Raw genomic sequence first — 15,542 nt, 5'->3', positions numbered from 1 at the left:
TGCCCCCCCATGACGCCATGCCGCCCTGCCCCCGTCAAAACCGCCAGCCGGGGGGCATCCCGCTGGGACCACCGGTGAGATTGCAGTTCGGACGGGCGTTCTGCCGTGGCGGGCTTCCGGAGCTTCCGGGCTCAGGGGCCCAGGCGCCGGGGCGTCAACGGGAAAGCCCCTTTTCCCCGGAGATCGGGTCTGGCGCCGCCGGGGGGGGCGCTCCTCGCCGCCGCGGCTGTGGAAAAGGGAAGCGCGATCTGTGGAAAACAGCGGAGAGCCGCGGAAAAGCCCATTGCTAAGCATTGGTGATCGGTCGCAGCGGCATCGGGATCGGTCTCCGTGGGGCGCTCACTTCGCCGACTGGTATCAATCGCTCCATTGGCTGGGGCAGGTCGGGCGCTTGGCTGATCTCCATACCCCTCATCAGCCCATGCCTTCCACCGCACGGCTCCAGGCCATCCAGACGATCCTGACGCGGCCGACCGTGCCGACCCAGCCCGCCAGCGCCCTGGAGGATCTCTGGGCTGCCGACGTCTTCACCCTCGAGAAGATGAAATCGGCCCTCCCCAAGACGGTGTTCAAGTCGATCCAGCGCTGCATCAAGGACGGCGGCAAGCTCGACAACTCGGTGGCTGATGTCGTCGCCCAGGCGATGAAGGACTGGGCCACCGGCCGAGGCGCTCTGTACTACGCCCACGTCTTCTATCCCCTCACCAACCTCACGGCCGAGAAGCACGACGGCTTCATCTCTCCCCAGGGTGACGGGGTGGCGATCACCGAGTTCACCGGCAAGCTGCTGGTGCAGGGGGAACCCGATGGGTCCTCCTTCCCCAACGGTGGCATCCGCTCCACCTTCGAGGCCCGCGGCTACACCGCCTGGGACGTGACCAGCCCGGCCTATCTGATGGCGACCCCCAATGGGGTCACCCTCTGCATCCCCACGGTGTTCGTGTCCTGGACCGGTGAGGCCCTCGACAAGAAAACCCCGCTGCTGCGCTCCAACGCCGCCATGAACCGGCAGGCCCAGCGGCTGCTGCGCCTGCTGGGGGAAACCGAGATCGCACCGGTGAACTCCAGCTGCGGCGCCGAGCAGGAGTATTTCCTGGTGGATGCCGCCTTCGCGGCCCTGCGGCCCGATCTGCAGCTGGCCGGACGCACCCTGGTGGGAGCGCCACCGGCCAAGGGGCAGCAGTTCGACGACCACTACTTCGGTGCCATCCCGGAGCGGGTGCAGGTGTTCATGCAGGACGTGGAGCGCCAGCTCTACCGCCTCGGCATTCCCGCCAAGACCCGCCACAACGAAGTGGCACCGGGCCAGTTCGAGATCGCGCCCTTCTTCGAGGCCGCCAACGTGGCCACCGACCACCAGCAGCTCACGATGACGGTGCTCAAGGCCACGGCCAAGAAGCACGGTTTCAGCTGCCTGCTGCACGAGAAGCCCTTCGCCGGCGTCAACGGCAGCGGCAAGCACGTGAACTGGTCGATCGGCAATCCCACCCAGGGCAATCTGCTCGACCCCGGCTCCACGCCCCACGAGAACATGCAGTTCCTGCTGTTCTGCTCCGCCGTGATCCGGGGTGTGCACCTCTACGGCCCGCTGATGCGTGCCGCCATCGCCACCGCCAGCAATGACCACCGCCTCGGTGCCAACGAGGCACCCCCCGCGATCATTTCGGTGTACCTCGGCAGCCAGCTGGAGGACGTGTTCAACCAGATCCGCTCCGGCAACCTGCAGGGTTCCGCCGAAGCGGCCCTGATGTCGCTGGGGATCGACACGCTCCCCGATCTCAACAAGGATCCCGGCGACCGCAACCGCACCTCACCCTTCGCCTTCACGGGCAACCGCTTCGAGTTCCGGGCCGTGGGCTCCGGCCAGTCGGTGGCCGGTCCGCTCGTGGTGCTGAACACGATCCTGGCCGATTCGCTGCAGTGGGTGGCCGATCAGCTGGACGCCGCCATGGCCTCGGGCCAGTCCCTCGATGAGGCCGCCCTGGTGGTGATGAAGCAGACCATGGACAGCCACGGAGCCGTGGTGTTCGGTGGCGATGGGTACTCCTCCGAGTGGCACAGGATCGCCGTGGAGGAGCGGGGTCTGGAGAATCTGCCCACCTCGGCGGATGCCCTGCCGGTGCTGCAGCGTCCCGAGATCCGTGACCTGTTCGAGCGCCAGGGGGTGCTGACCCCCCTGGAGCTGGAGAGCCGCTTCGAGGTGTATGCGGAGCAGTACGTGCAGGCCATCGAGGTGGAGGCCCGCCTGGTGCTGCGCATGGCCCGCACCCAGATCGTGCCGGCCGCGGCTGACGCGCTCGGCCAGCTGGCCACGTCGATCAAGAGCCAGCAGAAGGTGGGCCTCTCCCCCGACGACACCCTGCTGCATCAGATCGATGCCCTCAACGGCAAGCTGCTGGCGAGCTGCCGCCAGCTGGAGCAGGCGATGGAGGGCCATCCCCACGGCATGGAAGCCCACCTGCGCCACTGCGTGGAGGGACTGCTGCCGGCCATGACCGCCGTCCGTGAGGCCGCCGATGGACTGGAGCTGCTGATTGACGACGATCTCTGGCCGCTGCCCACCTACCAGGAGATGCTCTTCGTGCGCTGACGTCGCCCACCCCGACGCTTCGTGCAGGATGGGGTGGACGACCACCCCGCCGAGCGAACCATGGATCCGGATGTGGCGCTCCCCATCGGCGCCGGGCTGGTGCTGATCGTGCTGATCGTGGTGGGGGCGGTCGTGCTGGTGCTGCGGCCCAGCGACACGCCCGACCGCGACCCCTGAGCCCGGCTGTCCGGTCGGGGAAGCTCCCGGTTGTGTCCTGTGACAGCCCCGTGTTGCGAGGCGTTCCAGCTCGCTGAGAACTGTGCCGCATCAGGCCCCTGAGCTGGTGGCCTTTCTCCTTGCTGCCTAACACAGAGGCAGGCGTCACGCGTCAGGAATGAACCCATGCGTCTGGTCCCCTCCGACTGTCCATCCGCCAATCCGGCGCGGAGTCGGTTGGTGGTTGGTCAGGCGCTGCGCTACTTCGCGGAGCACTTCCATCAGCCGATCGCCATGCCCGCCGTGGCCGACAGGCTGGGCATCACGGTGGAATGCCTGGACTTCTGCTTTGACCAGTCCCGGGGGATGACTCCCTACGAGGCGCTGCAGCACCATCGGCTCAACCGCCTGTTCGCGGTGATCACCTCGGAGCCGCACCAGTCCCTGCCGCAGGCCATCCGGGCCTGCGGGTTGCAGCGCAGCGCCGAAACGGTGAGTCAGTTCGAAGAGACCTTCGGCATCACCATGCCCCTGTTCCTGCTCACCTGCCGCAGGGCGGCCGAGGATCGTGCCTTCCGCCGCCACCATCCCCAACGGCACGCCCTGGTGATCACGGGCCTGGAGCTGGACGGGGCCTTCTGAACCCGCGGGGCTCACTAGGATGGCCGTTGCGAGGACATTGCGCTGCACCATCCCTCCGCGGGCACCCCACGCCCCCCCCTGCTCCGTCGCCTGCTGCACGGCGTCGGGCCTGTCCTGATCATCGCGGTGCACCTGGGTTGCGGCCTGCTGCTCTGGACAGGCCTGAGCCTTGCCGCCGCCGCCTGGGCCCTGCTCCTCTATCTGGTGAGGATGCTGGCCACCACGGCCATCTACCACCGCCTGATCACCCACGGCAGCTACCGTGCCCCGCGGCTGGTGTGGTGGGTCGGCTCGGCGGTGGCCGCTTCCTCTGGCCAGATGGGGCCGAGCTGGTGGAAGGCCCACCACCTGGCCCACCATCGCCATGTGGACACCGCCGCAGACCCCCATTCGCCTCTCCAGCCGCGGCCGGGTTGGGCCCGGTTCTGGCACGCCCAGCTCGGCTGGCTGCTGAGCCCCGCCTTCCACCCGGCCCGCCTGCCGGCCGACATCGAGGCGGACCCGGTGCTGCGCGGCATCGACCGGCTCCACGCCCTGCCGTTTCTTGCCCTGGCGGCCCTCTCCTGGCAGCTGGGCGGGCTCGAATGGCTGGGGGCGTTCTGCCTCAGCACCACCGTGCTGTTCCATGGCGTGGCCAGCGTGAACTCCCTGGCCCACCTGGCCGGAGACCAGCCCTTCAGCACCGGCGATGCCAGCCGCAACAATGCCTTCGTGGCCCTCATCACCCTGGGCGAGGGGTGGCACAACTGCCACCACGCCTTTCAGGCGTCCGTGCGGCAGGGGTTCACGGTGCGCAACGGAGCCCCGGTGATCCTGCCGGATCCCACCTATCGCTTCGTCAGGCTCTTGCAGCGTCTGGGGTGTGCCAGCAACCTACGCGTTCCTTCGGATCATGCGCTGATGGCCCGTGCCAGCCAGCAAAAAGCCGCCCTTTGAGGGGCGGCTGGTGCGTTCAGGGTTGTTGGGAACGCCCTTCGGAACGGCTCTCAGGCGAGGCCGGTGATCACCAGCGGTTGCCGCCGCCGCCGTAACCGCCGCCACCACCGGCGCCGGCGAACTGGCGTCCGCCACCGCCACCGGTGCGGGGCTCGGCCTTGTTGACCCGGATGTTGCGGCCCATCCACTCGACGTTCTGGAGATCGTCGATGGCTTTGGTCTCGTCGGCCTCGTTGGCCATCTCGACAAAGGCGAAGCCGCGCTTGCGTCCGGTGTCGCGGTCCAGGGGCAGGGTGCACTTGCGTACATCACCGTATTCGGAGAACAGGTGCTGAACGTCATCAACCTCAGCGTCGAACGAGAGGTTGCCCACGTAAATGGTCATGAAGTCTGGTCTTGAAAACTATGAATCGATTCGTTGAACGCCCTGAAGAAAGTCGCTGGCCTAGTGGTCAAATCCTGGTTGGAGCCGCCGTTTCGGAAAGAAACCTGCTGAAGACTGGTTCTTGAATCGCTCTCACCCTACACCACGCCCTGGGGACACCAGGGTCAGGCCAGGGGGCTGCCGGTGGACTCCACCGGCACGGGGGACACCTTCCAGATGCGCTCGGCGTACTCCCGGATCGAGCGGTCGCTGGAGAAGAAGCCGCAGTTCATGGTGTTGGCCACCGACATCTGCGCCCAGCGGCTGGGGTCCTGCCAGCAGGCGTCCACCCGGTCCTGGGCCTGGCGATAGTCGGCGATGTCGGCCATCACCTTGAACGGATCGTGGCTGGTGAGGTTGGCCAGCAAGGGATAGAAGAGGTCGCGGTCGCCCTCGCTGAAGTGGCCGGCGCCGATCAGCTCGATCGCTTCGCGCACCACCGGATCCTTCTCGATCCAGGGCATCGGGTGGTAGCCCATGCGATCGAACTCCTCGATCTGCTCGGCCGTGTGGCCGAATAGGAAGAAGTTGTCGGGACCCACCCTCTCGCGGATCTCCACGTTGGCGCCGTCCAGGGTGCCGATCGTGAGGGCGCCATTGAGGGCCATCTTCATGTTGCCGGTGCCGGAGGCCTCCTTGCCGGCGGTGGAGATCTGTTCGGAGAGATCCACCGCCGGATAGATCTTCTGGCCCAGGCTCACGCTGAAATTCGGCAGGAACACCACCCGCAGCCGGCCTTCCATGGCCGGATCCATGTTCACGATCTCGGAGATCCCCACGATCAGCCGGATGATCAGCTTGGCCATGGCATAGCCCGGCGCCGCCTTGCCGCCGAAGATCACGGTGCGCGGCGGCAGGTCCTCCCCGTTGCGGAGCCGCAGGTAGCGCTCCACCACGTGCAGGGCGGCCAGATGCTGACGCTTGTACTCATGGATGCGCTTCACCTGCACGTCGAAGATCGAGCTGGGATCCAGCAGCAGGCCCTGGGTCTGGTGGATGTGGCGCACGAGCCGCTGCTTCGAGGCTTCCCGCACCTCCAGCCAGCGCTCCAGGAAGGCCGGGTCCTCCCGGTGGCGGTCCAGGTCCTGCAGGTGGGTGAGGTCGCGACGCCACTGGCTGCCGATCACCTCATCCAGCAGGTGCGCCAGACCCGGGTTGGCCACCACCATCCAGCGGCGTGGCGTCACCCCGTTGGTGACATTGGTGAAGCGCTCCGGCCAGATCTCGGCGAAGTCGGCCAGCACATGGCGCCGCAGCAGATCGCTGTGCAGCTCGGCCACACCGTTGGTTCGGTGGCAGCCCACCACGGCCAGGTTGGCCATCCGCACCTTGCGTTGGGGCCCCTCCTCGATCAGGGAGAGGCGGGCGAGTTTCTCCGGCTGGCCGGGGTAGCGGATGCGCGCCATCCGCAGGAACCGGGCGTTGATCTCGTAGATGATCTGGAGGTGGCGTGGCAGCAACTGCTGGAACAGCTCCACGCCCCAGGTCTCGAGGGCTTCGGGCAGCAGGGTGTGGTTGGTGTAGCTGAGGCTGGCGGTGGTCACGCCCCAGGCGGTGTCCCAGTCGAGGTGGTGCTCATCCAGCAGCAGCCGCATCAGCTCCGCCACGGCGATGGCCGGGTGGGTGTCGTTGAGCTGGAGGGCGAACTTGGTGTGGAACTGATCCGCCGGCAGTCCCTGCCCCCGCAGGATGCGGAACATGTCCTGCAGGGAACAGCTCACGAAGAAGATCTGCTGCGAGAGGCGCAGGCGCTTGCCCTGGTCCATCTCGTCGTTCGGGTAGAGCACCTTCGAGAGGGTCTCCGACTGCATCTTGTGCAGCACGGCCTTGGTGTAGTCGCCGGCGTTGAACGAGGCGAAATCCAGCTCCTCCGGTGCCGCGGCTGCCCACAGCCGCAGGGTGTTGGCCGTGCGCACGCCGTAGCCCAGGATCGGGGTGTCGTAGGCCACACCGATCACCGTGTGCTGGCCGATGGTCACCGGGTAGCGCCATTCAGGCCGGATCACCTCCCACGGATTGCCCTGGGCCAGCCACGAGTCGGTGACTTCCTGCTGGCCCTGGGAGGTGATCTGCTGGCGGAAGATGCCGAACTCGTAGCGGATGCCGTAGCCGATGGCCGGCAGCTCCAGGGTGGCCATCGACTCCTGGAAACAGGCCGCCAGCCGTCCCAGGCCGCCGTTGCCCAGGCCCGGCTCCGGTTCCTCCAGGATCAGTTCTTCGAGATCGAGCCCCAGCTCACGGCAGGCCGCCTCAGCTTCGTCCCGCAGCCCCAGGTTCACCAGGTTGTTGTCCAGGTGGGGGCCCAGCAGGTATTCCGCGGAGAGGTACACCGCCGTGCGCACCTGGGCGCGGGTGTAGGTCTCGGCCGTGTCCACCCAGTTGTGCAGCAGCCGGTCCCGCACGGCCAGGGCCAGGCTGCGGTAGTGATCGTGGCGGGTGGCCAGCGAGGGGGCCTTGGCCTGGCTGAAGAACAGATGCCGCTGCATCTCCTCGGCCAGGGGCCGGTGGATGAAGCAGGAGCGGCTGCGGGTGGTGCTGGATTCGGCCATGGGAGCCGCTGGGCGGGCTGGGTGACTCCGTTCTGGTGCCGGCTAGCACCCCCTCGCTGTCGGCATGGCTACAAAGGCCCGGGCGTGTGTGGGAAGCGGGTCGCACCCGCTCCGCCGCTGCCTGGGCCTGCCGGTTCTGAGGCGGCGTTCAGAGCTCGCTCTCCATGTCCGGTTTGATCGTGCAGTCCTCCTTCGGATAGCTCACGCAGAGCAGGGCGAAGCCCGCCTCGATCTGGTCGTCGTCGAGAAAACTCTGATCCGACTGGTCGACGCTGCCGCTGATCACCTTGCCGGCGCAGGTGCTGCAGGCGCCAGCCCGGCAGGAGTAGGGCAGATCGATGCCCGCTTCCTCGGCGGCATCAAGGATGTAGGTGTCGTCGCTGCAGCTGAAGCTGCGGCCGTCATCGAGGTTGATGGTGAAGGTGGCCATGGCGGGTCGCTGGGTCTGTCGGAACAACGTTGGGCCCATTGCATCCCCGTCGCCAGAGCAGCCGTGTGATCGGTGACACCTCTGTGGGCATCCGATCACAGTCCTGCCGCCCTTGGAACTCCGCGGGAAGTCCGCTGCCGCAGGGGCGGGGGCCACGCTGCAGGCCGTGCAAGCCTGGTGTCCATGAGCCTCGATCCGTCCCTTTCGCCGTTGCCGTCGCCTTCCCGATCGCCCGCAACCGCCCGGGAGCATGAGGTGGTGTTGGTGCGTCACGGCGAAACCGCCTGGAGCCGGGCGGGGCGGCACACCGGGCGCACCGACCTGCCGCTCACCGAGGCCGGAGAGGCCGAAGCGCGCCGGCTGGAGCCGGCCCTGGCGGGGCGATTCTTCGCTCAGGTGCTGTGCAGCCCGCTGCAGCGGGCCCGCCGCACCTGCGAGCTGGCCGGTCTGGCGCCCCAGGCCGCCTTCGACCCCGACCTGCAGGAGTGGGACTACGGCCTCTACGAGGGCCTCACCTCCCCCCAGATTCACGCCGAGGTGCCGGGCTGGCTGGTGTTCCGCGATGGCTGCCCGGAGGGGGAGACGCCGGAGGCGGTGGCTGCCCGGGTCGACCGGGTGATCGAGCGGGTCCGGGCCGTGGACGGCCCCGTGGCGCTGTTCGCCCATGGCCACCTGCTGCGGGTGCTGGCCGCCCGCTGGCTGGGGCTGCCGGCCGCCGCCGGCGCCCATCTGCTGCTGGACACCTCCACCCTCTCGACCCTGGCCTGGTACCAGGGGGTTCCGGCCCTGGGCTGCTGGAACGCCCCGCTCGTTCAGAGCTGATCGAGGGCCGCTCCGATGGCGGCATAGCAGCGCTCCAGCTGGGCATCGCTGAGGCAGAGGGGTGGCAGCAGGTACACCACGTTGCCCAGGGGCCGGAGGTACACCCCGGCGTCGAGGCAGAGGCCCTGGAGCCGCCGCCCCACCGCGCTCAGGTAACCCGGCTGCTCCACGGCCACGTCGAAGGCGGCCACGGTGCCGAGGCAGCGGGGCCGCAGCACCCGCGGATGGCGGCGGAGCCGCTCCAGCAGGGGCCTGTGGCGGGCCTCGAAACCGCGGTAGCGCTCCGGCGCCGCCTCGAGCAGATCCAGGCTGGCCAGGGCGGCGGCGCAGCCGAGGGGATTGGCGGTGAAGCTGTGGCCGTGGAAGAAGGTGGCCAGCGGATCCTCGCTGATGAAGCCCTGGTAGAGCCGCTCGCTGGCCAGGGTCACTCCCATCGGCAGGAATCCGCCGGTGAGGCCCTTGGAGAGGGCCATCAGGTCGGGGCTGAGGCCGGCGCGCCGGCAGGCGAACAGCGCCCCCGTGCGGCCGAAGCCAGTCATCACCTCATCGGCGATCAGCAACGCGCCGGCCGCCCGCACCCGCTCCTGCACCGCCTGCAGGAAGGCGGGCCGCACCATGGCCATGCCGGAAGCGCCCTGGATCAGGGGCTCCAGGATCACGGCGGCGGTGGGCACCGCCAGGGCCTGCTCCAGGGCGTCCAGGGCGGCCCGCTCCCGCCGCTCGGGGGCGGGCTCCTGCCAGCAGCCGTGGGGCCAGCTCACCCGCGCCACCGAGAACAGCCAGGGCTCGAACGGGTCGGTGAACAGGGAGCGGGCCCCCACCGCCATGGCCCCCACGGTGTCGCCGTGGTAGGCCCCTTCGAAGGCGATCAGCCGGTCCCGCGGCTCTCCCCGGTTGCGCCACCACTGCCAGGCGATCTTGAGAGCCACCTCCACGGCAGTGGACCCGTTGTCGGAGAAGAAGAGGCGCTCCAGGCCGCTGAGGGCACTCAGCCGTTCGGCCAGCCGTTCGGCCGGGGGATGGCTGAAGTTGGCGAAGATCACCTGTTCCAGCTGCCGGGCCTGGGCCGCCACGGCGGCGGCGATGCTGGGTTCGGCATGGCCGTGCAGCGTCACCCACCAGCTGCTGATCGCGTCGATCAGCCGGCGTCCGTCGGCGAGCTGCAGGATGGCTCCCTGCCCCTGCACGGCCCTGAGGGGGGCGGGGGCCACAGCCACCTGGGTGGTGGGATGCCACAGGTGGGGATGCCAGCCGGGCGGCTGCTGCTGGGCCGGGGTCATCGGCGCGTTGGGGTGATGGCGGGGAGTCTGCTCCGCGGCGAACGGCAACAAAGGTCCATGAATTCCGGTCACGCTCTGTGAGTTTTTACCCAGACTTCGACGGCCTTCGGGGGGAGCTGGATACGTTCGCTGCGTCGTCCTCCCTGCCCCCACCCTCGCCATGGCCCTGCCCCTTCTGGATGTCAAGCCCACGGCACTGAACGCACGGGTCCGCAGCTTCATGCCGGCCACCGAAGAGTCACCCCCGAAGCCGCCCCTGAGCCTGGCGCCGGTGCAGGACGCCGCCAGCCTGGATGTGCAGATCGATCAGGCCTACCGCCAGATCTTCTTCCATGCCTTCCGCTGCGACCGGGAACCGGTGCTGGAGTCGCAGCTGCGTTCGGGCCAGATCCGCATGCGCGACTTCATCCGCGGCCTGCTGCTTTCGGACAAGTTCCGCCGCGACTTCTACCGCTGCAACAGCAACTACCGCCTGGTGGAGCAGCTGGTGGGACGGGTGCTCGGCCGCCCTGTGTATGGGGATCAGGAGCGGATCGCCTGGTCGATCCTGATCGCTGAACAGGGACTGCCCGCCTTCGTGGACGCCCTGCTCGGCTCCGAGGAGTACCTGGCCAACTTCGGGGAGGAGCTGGTGCCGTTCCAGCGCTCCCGCACCCTGGCCGGCCGGGCGATCGGGGATCGGCCGTTCAACCAGCAGGCGCCCCGCTACGGCGCCGACTGGCGCGACACCCACGCCCGCCGTGTGCCCGCCGCGGGGTCGAGCCCCTGGACGCCCGGCACGCCCCGGCCGACCTGGCTGCGGGATCAGCCCACGCCGGCCGTGCAGAAGCTGTGGCTCGGCACCGTGGCCGCCGGTGCGGCCATCCTGAGCGTGTTCGGCCTGATCACCGTGGCCGCCATGCTCAGCACCTGACCCTGGCCTCAGGCGGCGGGGGCGCTGGAGCCCGCGCCGTCCCTCAGGGAGGGGAAGCTGGCACGGATCCGGTCAGTCAGTTCCTGCCCCATCCGCTCCCGGAACCGCGCCAGCGTTTCGCCCGCCAGCACCGGGTAGGTCCGGTCGGTGTTGGTCTCGCCCCGCAGGGGTTTCCAGCTGGTGGATTCCGTCTGCTTCAGGGTGTCCAGAGGGGCCTGGAAGTCGAAGCTGAGCAGCCGCACGTCAGCGCCGGCTTTGGCCTCCTCGATCCAGCCCTCGCGCAGCGGCTGCAGGTCGCGGGCCTTGAGGGTGTCCGGCAGACCGAGCACCGGTTGCAGCTCCTCCAGCACCTGCAGCTCCGCTTCGAGCAGCACCCGCCAGGCGCCCGCTTCATCGGCGCCCAGGCCCTGTTCCGCCGGGTCGGCCAGCATCGCATCGCGGTGGAAGGCCAGCCAGCGGTAGTACGACTTGTCCTTGAGGGTCTTCTTCTGGGCCGCCTTGCCCGTGAGGCGTCTCGGCAGGGCGGCTTCGGCCTTGCGCAGGAACACCCGGTCTTCCCGCTCCAGGTTGATCGCCCCCCAGCGCTGGCGGTACTCCCACAGTTCCGCGTAGCGGCGCACATCCTCCGCCGCCCAGCCCAGGGCTGTGAGCTCATCGGCTCGGCTGATCTCGTCCTTGGCCACGGCCCACTCTCGCGCTCGTGGCAGCGTAAGGGTCAGCCCAGGGCGCTTCCGATGGCCGCCACTCCGAACAGGAGGAACAGCCCGCCGCTCAGGCGGTAGAGCAGCCGTTCATCCACCCGGCGGCCGATCCACTTGCCCGCGCCCACCGCCAGGGCCGTGACCACCGCATGGCCCAGCAGCGTGCCCGCCAGCAGGCCGGCGAAGGTGAAGGCCGGCGATGTGGCAAGAAACACCGTGGCCAGCTGGGTGCGATCGCCCAGCTCGGCGATGAACACCAGCGTGAAGGCTTCCCAGATCACGGCGGGCGGGCGGCTGCTGCGCAGCTGGCGATCGGCGGCGAGCACGGCCTCCTCGGCCTCCTCGGCCTCCTCCAGGGCCGCATCGGCAGGCAGGGCCTGGGCATCCACCAGCAGCTTCACCCCAAAACCGATGAACAGCAGGCCCGCCAGCCAGGGCAGCAGCCGGGCGGGCAGCAGTTCCCGCAGGCCATAGCCCACGGCCAGGGAGATCAGGGTCACCGCCGCCAGAGCGGCGAAGCTGCCGACGAACACCCAGCGGGGCCGGTGGCGCACCGCGAGGATGAGCGCCATGAAGAAGGTCTTGTCCCCCAGCTCCGCCAGGGTGATGGCACTGAAGCTCGAGCCGAAGGCGGCTAGCCCAGGGTCCATCGTCACCGGCACGCCGCGGGGAGCTGACCCTTACTACCACTGAAGCCGACTGCTGAGGCCGACCGCAGAAGCCAACCGCCCAGCCCGGCGTCAGCGCACCACCAGCACCGGACAGGGACTCTGGGTGAGCACCCGCTGGGTTTCGCTGCCCAGCAGCAGGCCCTCCAGGCCGCGGCGTCCATGGGAGGCCATCACGATCAGGTCGCAGCCCTGGCTGCGGGCCTCCTCCACGATCGCCTCAGCCGGCTGGCTGCTGAGCCGCTTCACCACCTCCACCGGCACGCCGCCTGCCTCGGCCACCTGACGGGCGGCCGCGAGGATCTGCTCGGTCTGGGTGCGGGCCGCCTCCATCAGCGCCTCGATGGCGCTGGTGTCCACCAGTTCCCCCACGCCCACCAGGGACACCGGGAAGTTGCTCTGCACATGCAGGATGCGCAGGCGTGCACCCAGCTGGCGGGCCAGGGCCACGGCCTGATCCACGGCCTTGCCGGAGAGGTCGGAACCGTCGGTGGGCACGAGCAGGTGCTGGTAGGTCATGGCAGGGGAGGGGGCACATCTCCGGTTTAGTCCGATCCGGGGCCTGCGCATCAGGGCGGCCGCCGGATCGTCGCCAGGGTCAGTGGAGAGGATCACTGATCACGAGCACCGAGCCCGGCAGGCGGCGCAGCAACCGATCCACCCGATCGCTCGCGGGGATGGGCAGCCCCGCCACCAGGCGGCGCTGGGAGCGCAGGATCACCAGGTCGTGATCCCGCGCTGCTGCGGTGATGCAGCGCTCCACGCCGCCGCCTCTGCCTCCGCCTCCCCCCTGGGGCACCACCCGCACCTCGATCGGCACGGGTGGGCCCGCTGCGCCGGCCCCCCGCCGCCAGCCGGCCAGCTGCTGCTCCATCACCTGCCGCGCGCGCCGGCTCCGGGCCGATTCGGCCACGTGCAGCAGGGTGATGCTGCCCTGCTGGGCCAGCGCCAGCCGCTCGGCCAGCTGGAACTGCTCCAGCGCACCGGCGGTGAGGTCCTTCACGGGCACCAGCAGGCGCCCCAGCGTGGCCGGTGGCTGCTGCAGCCGGGCCACCACCACGGGGCAGCTCACCTGCCTGCAGGTGGCGTCAACCAGGTCGCCGAACAGCCACTGGCCCAGACCCGCGGGCGGTGCCAGCCCCATCACCACCAGATCCGAGGCCTGCTCGATCGCCACCCGGGCGATGCCGGCCGCCACATCACTGTCCACCCGCAGCAACGTCTGACACGGCACCCGCTCGCTGCCGAGCTGGGAGGAGGCGGAGCCCAGCAGGGCACGGGCCTCCGCCAGCGCCGAGGCCATGGCGGTGCTCACGGCCTGGGCCGGCGACACCACCACCAGCGGAAGCACCTGGCCGGGATCCTCGCCATCGCCCTGGATCAGCAGGCTGGCCAGGCCCAGCAGCGGTGCTTCGGTGCTGGGGTTGGACACGGGCACCAGCACCCGCAGCGAGCGCCGCGCCAGGGCGAGGCTGCCGTTCAGCTCGGCGCGGATGGCTGCGGCCGCCGCCTGGCCCAGCAGCGGCATGGCCCGTGCCGTGAGGGCGGGGCCCAGGCTCGCCGTCACCACCATCATGGCGAGCACGCTGTTCAGCACCGCGGTGTCGAACAGCCCGGCGTTGTAGCCCACGAAGGTGGCGGCCAGGGTGGCGGCCACCTGGGGCAGGGAGAGGGACCAGAGGGTGAGGATCTGGGCGTGGTTGTAGCGGTAGATCCGGCCGGCCCACCAGGCGGCCAGTCCCTTGGTGGCGATCAGGGTGGCGATCAGGGCCAGGGCGAATGGGCCGGCGAGCATGGTGCCCAAGAATCCCGGCAGGTCCAGCAGCAGCCCCAGATCGATGAAGAAGATGGGGATGAACAGGGCCGCGCCCACGAAGATCACCTGTTCCTTCACCCGGCCCTCCGGCAGCACGTGATTCACGGCCAGGCCGGCCAGGAAGGCCCCCACGATCTTTTCCACCCCGGCCAGCTCCGCCCCGAGGGCAGCCAGGAACAGAGCCAGCACCACGGCCACGAACAGCTGGCTCTCGTTGTTCACGCTGCGGCGCACCAGGTCCCGTCCCAGACGGGTGATCAGGGCGATGACCACCGCCGCGAACACCCCCACCCTGGCGAGCAGGGCCAGGATTCCCAGCGGGGTGAGCTCACCGCGGCTCAGCCCCATGCAGAGGGCCAGCAGCAGCAGGGCGGCCAGGTCGGTGAAGATCGTGCCGCCGATGGCCACGATCACCGACTCTTCGCGCATGGCGCCGTAACTGCGCACGATCGGGTAGCCCAGGGGCGTGTGGGAGGCCAGCACCGAGCCGAGCAGCACGGCACTCAGCAGCCCGTAGCCGGAGGCCAGGGCCAGGGCGGCGCCGCCCAGCAGCGGCAGGCTGAAGGTGAGCAGCCCGAAGCGGAAGGAGCGTTGCCGGATGCGGGCGAACTCGGCCAGATCGATCTCCAGCCCGGCGATGAACAGCAGGTAGATCACCCCCACATCGGAGAGCAGCCCCACCGTGGGGGTGTGGCTCTGGATCCAGCCCAGGGCATGGGGCCCGATCAGCACGCCCGCGGCCAGCAGCCCCACCAGATCCGGCAGGCGCAGCAGCCGGGCCACCGGAGGCACCAGCACACTCAGGCCCAGCAGCAGGGCGAAGACCGCCAGCGGCGTCTGCTCCAGGAAGCCCCCGATGGCACCGCCGAGCGGGATGGCCGCGTCAGCCACCCCGGCTCCCCCCTTTCCAGCCGGCCAGGTGGCCGGCGGCCGCCGACCGGGCCAGGGCCCGCGCCGCCGGCAGGGCGGGCTCGAGCTGGGCCGAGCTGAAGGGGGGGAGCGAGCGGCTGCGCAGCCAGGCTCCCCAGCGGAATTCGTGGAATGGAATCAGGGGCGCCGGCTCGATCACCCCCTCCTTCTTGAGGCGCCAGACCAGGCTGCGGTAGGGGTCATCCTGCAGACCGGTGAGCTGGGAAGGCAGCACCCCCGGCTCGAGGGGGCCCAGGCCCCGCCCGTCATAGAGGTAGAGCCAGCCTCGGCGCCGCAGTTCCTCCAGCACCACGGCACGGTCGTCTGTGTCCAGCTGGAGGGCCACATAGCCGAAGGCGGTGGCCTCCGGTTCCAGCTCCAGCAGGGCCCGCAGACGGTGGTGGCGGTCCACCATCCACACCTCGCCCGCGGCGCTGCGCACCAGCGGCACCGGCTTGGTGCCCAGATAGTCACGCCGCTCGCGTCGGTCCTCCGCCCGGAAGTCGCGCTGCCGGCTGCGCACTTCCGCCATCCCAACGCACAGCTGGGTGGGCCGCAGCCGGGCGATCGGCAGTTCGGTGAGGGCGACGCCCGGCTGGGGCGGTGGCAGCTGCTGGAAGGGGGGAAGGCGCAGCGCCATCGCGCGAGAGGAACCTGCTGGGGCTCATCCTCGCCCGGGTCTGGCGGCATCGCTCCGGTGTGCCCC

Annotated in this window: 15 protein-coding genes; 6 read left to right on the top strand and 9 right to left on the bottom strand. The window is 69.6% G+C overall.

The genetic code is table 11. The annotated features are described in order from the left end of the window. Window positions 1-421: 421 nt before the first annotated feature. From CPCC7001_RS05060 to CPCC7001_RS05050, 4 genes are all read left to right on the top strand, one after another. On the top strand, window positions 422-2,590 hold the full coding sequence (locus CPCC7001_RS05060; protein WP_006911021.1) for a glutamine synthetase III: 2,169 nt from the start codon (window positions 422-424) through the stop codon (window positions 2,588-2,590). Window positions 2,591-2,623: 33 nt separating this feature from the next. Then, a complete protein-coding gene (locus CPCC7001_RS15755; protein WP_225867175.1) occupies window positions 2,624-2,767 on the top strand; it encodes a hypothetical protein in 144 nt (47 codons plus the stop codon). 165 nt (window positions 2,768-2,932) lie between these two features. Further along, window positions 2,933-3,388, top strand: coding sequence for a hypothetical protein (locus tag CPCC7001_RS05055; RefSeq protein ID WP_156796682.1), 456 nt, complete (start codon window positions 2,933-2,935; stop codon window positions 3,386-3,388). Window positions 3,389-3,514: 126 nt separating this feature from the next. Further along, window positions 3,515-4,324, top strand: coding sequence for an acyl-CoA desaturase (locus CPCC7001_RS05050; RefSeq protein WP_006911153.1), 810 nt, complete (start codon window positions 3,515-3,517; stop codon window positions 4,322-4,324). A gap of 67 nt (window positions 4,325-4,391) precedes the next feature. Here CPCC7001_RS05050 and CPCC7001_RS05045 read toward each other — a convergent pair whose 3' ends face one another. The 3 genes from CPCC7001_RS05045 to CPCC7001_RS05035 all read right to left on the bottom strand — a co-directional run bounded on the left by CPCC7001_RS05045 (window position 4,392) and on the right by CPCC7001_RS05035 (window position 7,727). Further along, on the bottom strand, window positions 4,392-4,709 hold the full coding sequence (locus CPCC7001_RS05045) for an RNA-binding protein (protein WP_006911289.1): 318 nt from the start codon (window positions 4,707-4,709) through the stop codon (window positions 4,392-4,394). A 164-nt stretch (window positions 4,710-4,873) separates the two neighbouring features. Further along, complete coding sequence (locus tag CPCC7001_RS05040) at window positions 4,874-7,297, bottom strand: glycogen/starch/alpha-glucan phosphorylase (RefSeq protein ID WP_006910881.1); 2,424 nt, start codon at window positions 7,295-7,297, stop codon at window positions 4,874-4,876. 148 nt (window positions 7,298-7,445) lie between these two features. After that, window positions 7,446-7,727 carry a 2Fe-2S iron-sulfur cluster-binding protein gene (locus tag CPCC7001_RS05035; RefSeq protein ID WP_006911555.1) on the bottom strand — a complete coding sequence of 94 codons (282 nt, stop codon included), beginning with the start codon at window positions 7,725-7,727 and terminating at the stop codon, window positions 7,446-7,448. A 183-nt stretch (window positions 7,728-7,910) separates the two neighbouring features. Here CPCC7001_RS05035 and CPCC7001_RS05030 point away from each other — a divergent pair, with 183 nt between their 5' ends. Next, window positions 7,911-8,549, top strand: a complete 639-nt coding sequence (locus CPCC7001_RS05030; protein WP_083782579.1) for a histidine phosphatase family protein — start codon at window positions 7,911-7,913, stop codon at window positions 8,547-8,549. Here CPCC7001_RS05030 and bioA read toward each other — a convergent pair. After that, window positions 8,540-9,829: an adenosylmethionine--8-amino-7-oxononanoate transaminase gene (gene bioA / locus CPCC7001_RS05025; RefSeq protein WP_006911253.1), complete on the bottom strand. Its 1,290-nt coding sequence runs from the start codon at window positions 9,827-9,829 to the stop codon at window positions 8,540-8,542. The two genes, CPCC7001_RS05030 and bioA, sit on opposite strands and share 10 nt — an antisense overlap. Before the next feature lie 160 nt (window positions 9,830-9,989). On the opposite strand from bioA, the gene CPCC7001_RS05020 reads away from it, so the two are divergent. Continuing rightward, complete coding sequence (locus CPCC7001_RS05020) at window positions 9,990-10,742, top strand: phycobilisome rod-core linker polypeptide (RefSeq protein ID WP_006910743.1); 753 nt, start codon at window positions 9,990-9,992, stop codon at window positions 10,740-10,742. 8 nt (window positions 10,743-10,750) lie between these two features. Here CPCC7001_RS05020 and CPCC7001_RS05015 read toward each other — a convergent pair whose 3' ends face one another. From CPCC7001_RS05015 to CPCC7001_RS04995, 5 genes are all read right to left on the bottom strand, one after another. Beyond that, window positions 10,751-11,425, bottom strand: coding sequence for a hypothetical protein (locus tag CPCC7001_RS05015; protein WP_006911595.1), 675 nt, complete (start codon window positions 11,423-11,425; stop codon window positions 10,751-10,753). A 32-nt stretch (window positions 11,426-11,457) separates the two neighbouring features. Continuing rightward, entirely contained in the window at window positions 11,458-12,093 is a 636-nt protein-coding gene (locus CPCC7001_RS05010) for a TMEM165/GDT1 family protein (RefSeq protein ID WP_043369581.1), read from the bottom strand. A 90-nt stretch (window positions 12,094-12,183) separates the two neighbouring features. After that, window positions 12,184-12,630, bottom strand: coding sequence for a universal stress protein (locus tag CPCC7001_RS05005; protein ID WP_006910732.1), 447 nt, complete (start codon window positions 12,628-12,630; stop codon window positions 12,184-12,186). Between the two features lie 79 nt (window positions 12,631-12,709). Further along, window positions 12,710-14,818 carry a cation:proton antiporter gene (locus CPCC7001_RS05000; RefSeq protein WP_006911127.1) on the bottom strand — a complete coding sequence of 703 codons (2,109 nt, stop codon included), beginning with the start codon at window positions 14,816-14,818 and terminating at the stop codon, window positions 12,710-12,712. Next, on the bottom strand, window positions 14,811-15,476 hold the full coding sequence (locus CPCC7001_RS04995) for a ParB-like protein (RefSeq protein WP_006910631.1): 666 nt from the start codon (window positions 15,474-15,476) through the stop codon (window positions 14,811-14,813). The genes CPCC7001_RS05000 and CPCC7001_RS04995 overlap by 8 nt, the downstream gene beginning before the upstream one ends. Window positions 15,477-15,542 lie beyond the last annotated feature (66 nt).

This window comes from Cyanobium sp. PCC 7001, from assembly GCF_000155635.1.
Lineage (GTDB): Bacteria > Cyanobacteriota > Cyanobacteriia > PCC-6307 > Cyanobiaceae > NIES-981.
Note: the sequence above shows the minus strand (reverse complement) of the source record. Positions and strands in the feature narration are given on the sequence as shown.

Excerpts from the sequence above, each read along its gene's own strand:
- CPCC7001_RS05060 (WP_006911021.1), top strand. The coding sequence starts at position 422 with ATGCCTTCCACCGCACGGCTCCAGGCCATCCAGACGATCCTGACGCGG.
- CPCC7001_RS05055 (WP_156796682.1), top strand. The coding sequence starts at position 2,933 with ATGCGTCTGGTCCCCTCCGACTGTCCATCCGCCAATCCGGCGCGGAGT.
- CPCC7001_RS05045 (WP_006911289.1), bottom strand. The coding sequence starts at position 4,709 with ATGACCATTTACGTGGGCAACCTCTCGTTCGACGCTGAGGTTGATGAC.
- CPCC7001_RS05040 (WP_006910881.1), bottom strand. The coding sequence starts at position 7,297 with ATGGCCGAATCCAGCACCACCCGCAGCCGCTCCTGCTTCATCCACCGG.
- CPCC7001_RS05035 (WP_006911555.1), bottom strand. The coding sequence starts at position 7,727 with ATGGCCACCTTCACCATCAACCTCGATGACGGCCGCAGCTTCAGCTGC.
- CPCC7001_RS05030 (WP_083782579.1), top strand. The coding sequence starts at position 7,911 with ATGAGCCTCGATCCGTCCCTTTCGCCGTTGCCGTCGCCTTCCCGATCG.
- bioA (WP_006911253.1), bottom strand. The coding sequence starts at position 9,829 with ATGACCCCGGCCCAGCAGCAGCCGCCCGGCTGGCATCCCCACCTGTGG.
- CPCC7001_RS05020 (WP_006910743.1), top strand. The coding sequence starts at position 9,990 with ATGGCCCTGCCCCTTCTGGATGTCAAGCCCACGGCACTGAACGCACGG.
- CPCC7001_RS05010 (WP_043369581.1), bottom strand. The coding sequence starts at position 12,093 with ATGGACCCTGGGCTAGCCGCCTTCGGCTCGAGCTTCAGTGCCATCACC.
- CPCC7001_RS05005 (WP_006910732.1), bottom strand. The coding sequence starts at position 12,630 with ATGACCTACCAGCACCTGCTCGTGCCCACCGACGGTTCCGACCTCTCC.
- CPCC7001_RS04995 (WP_006910631.1), bottom strand. The coding sequence starts at position 15,476 with ATGGCGCTGCGCCTTCCCCCCTTCCAGCAGCTGCCACCGCCCCAGCCG.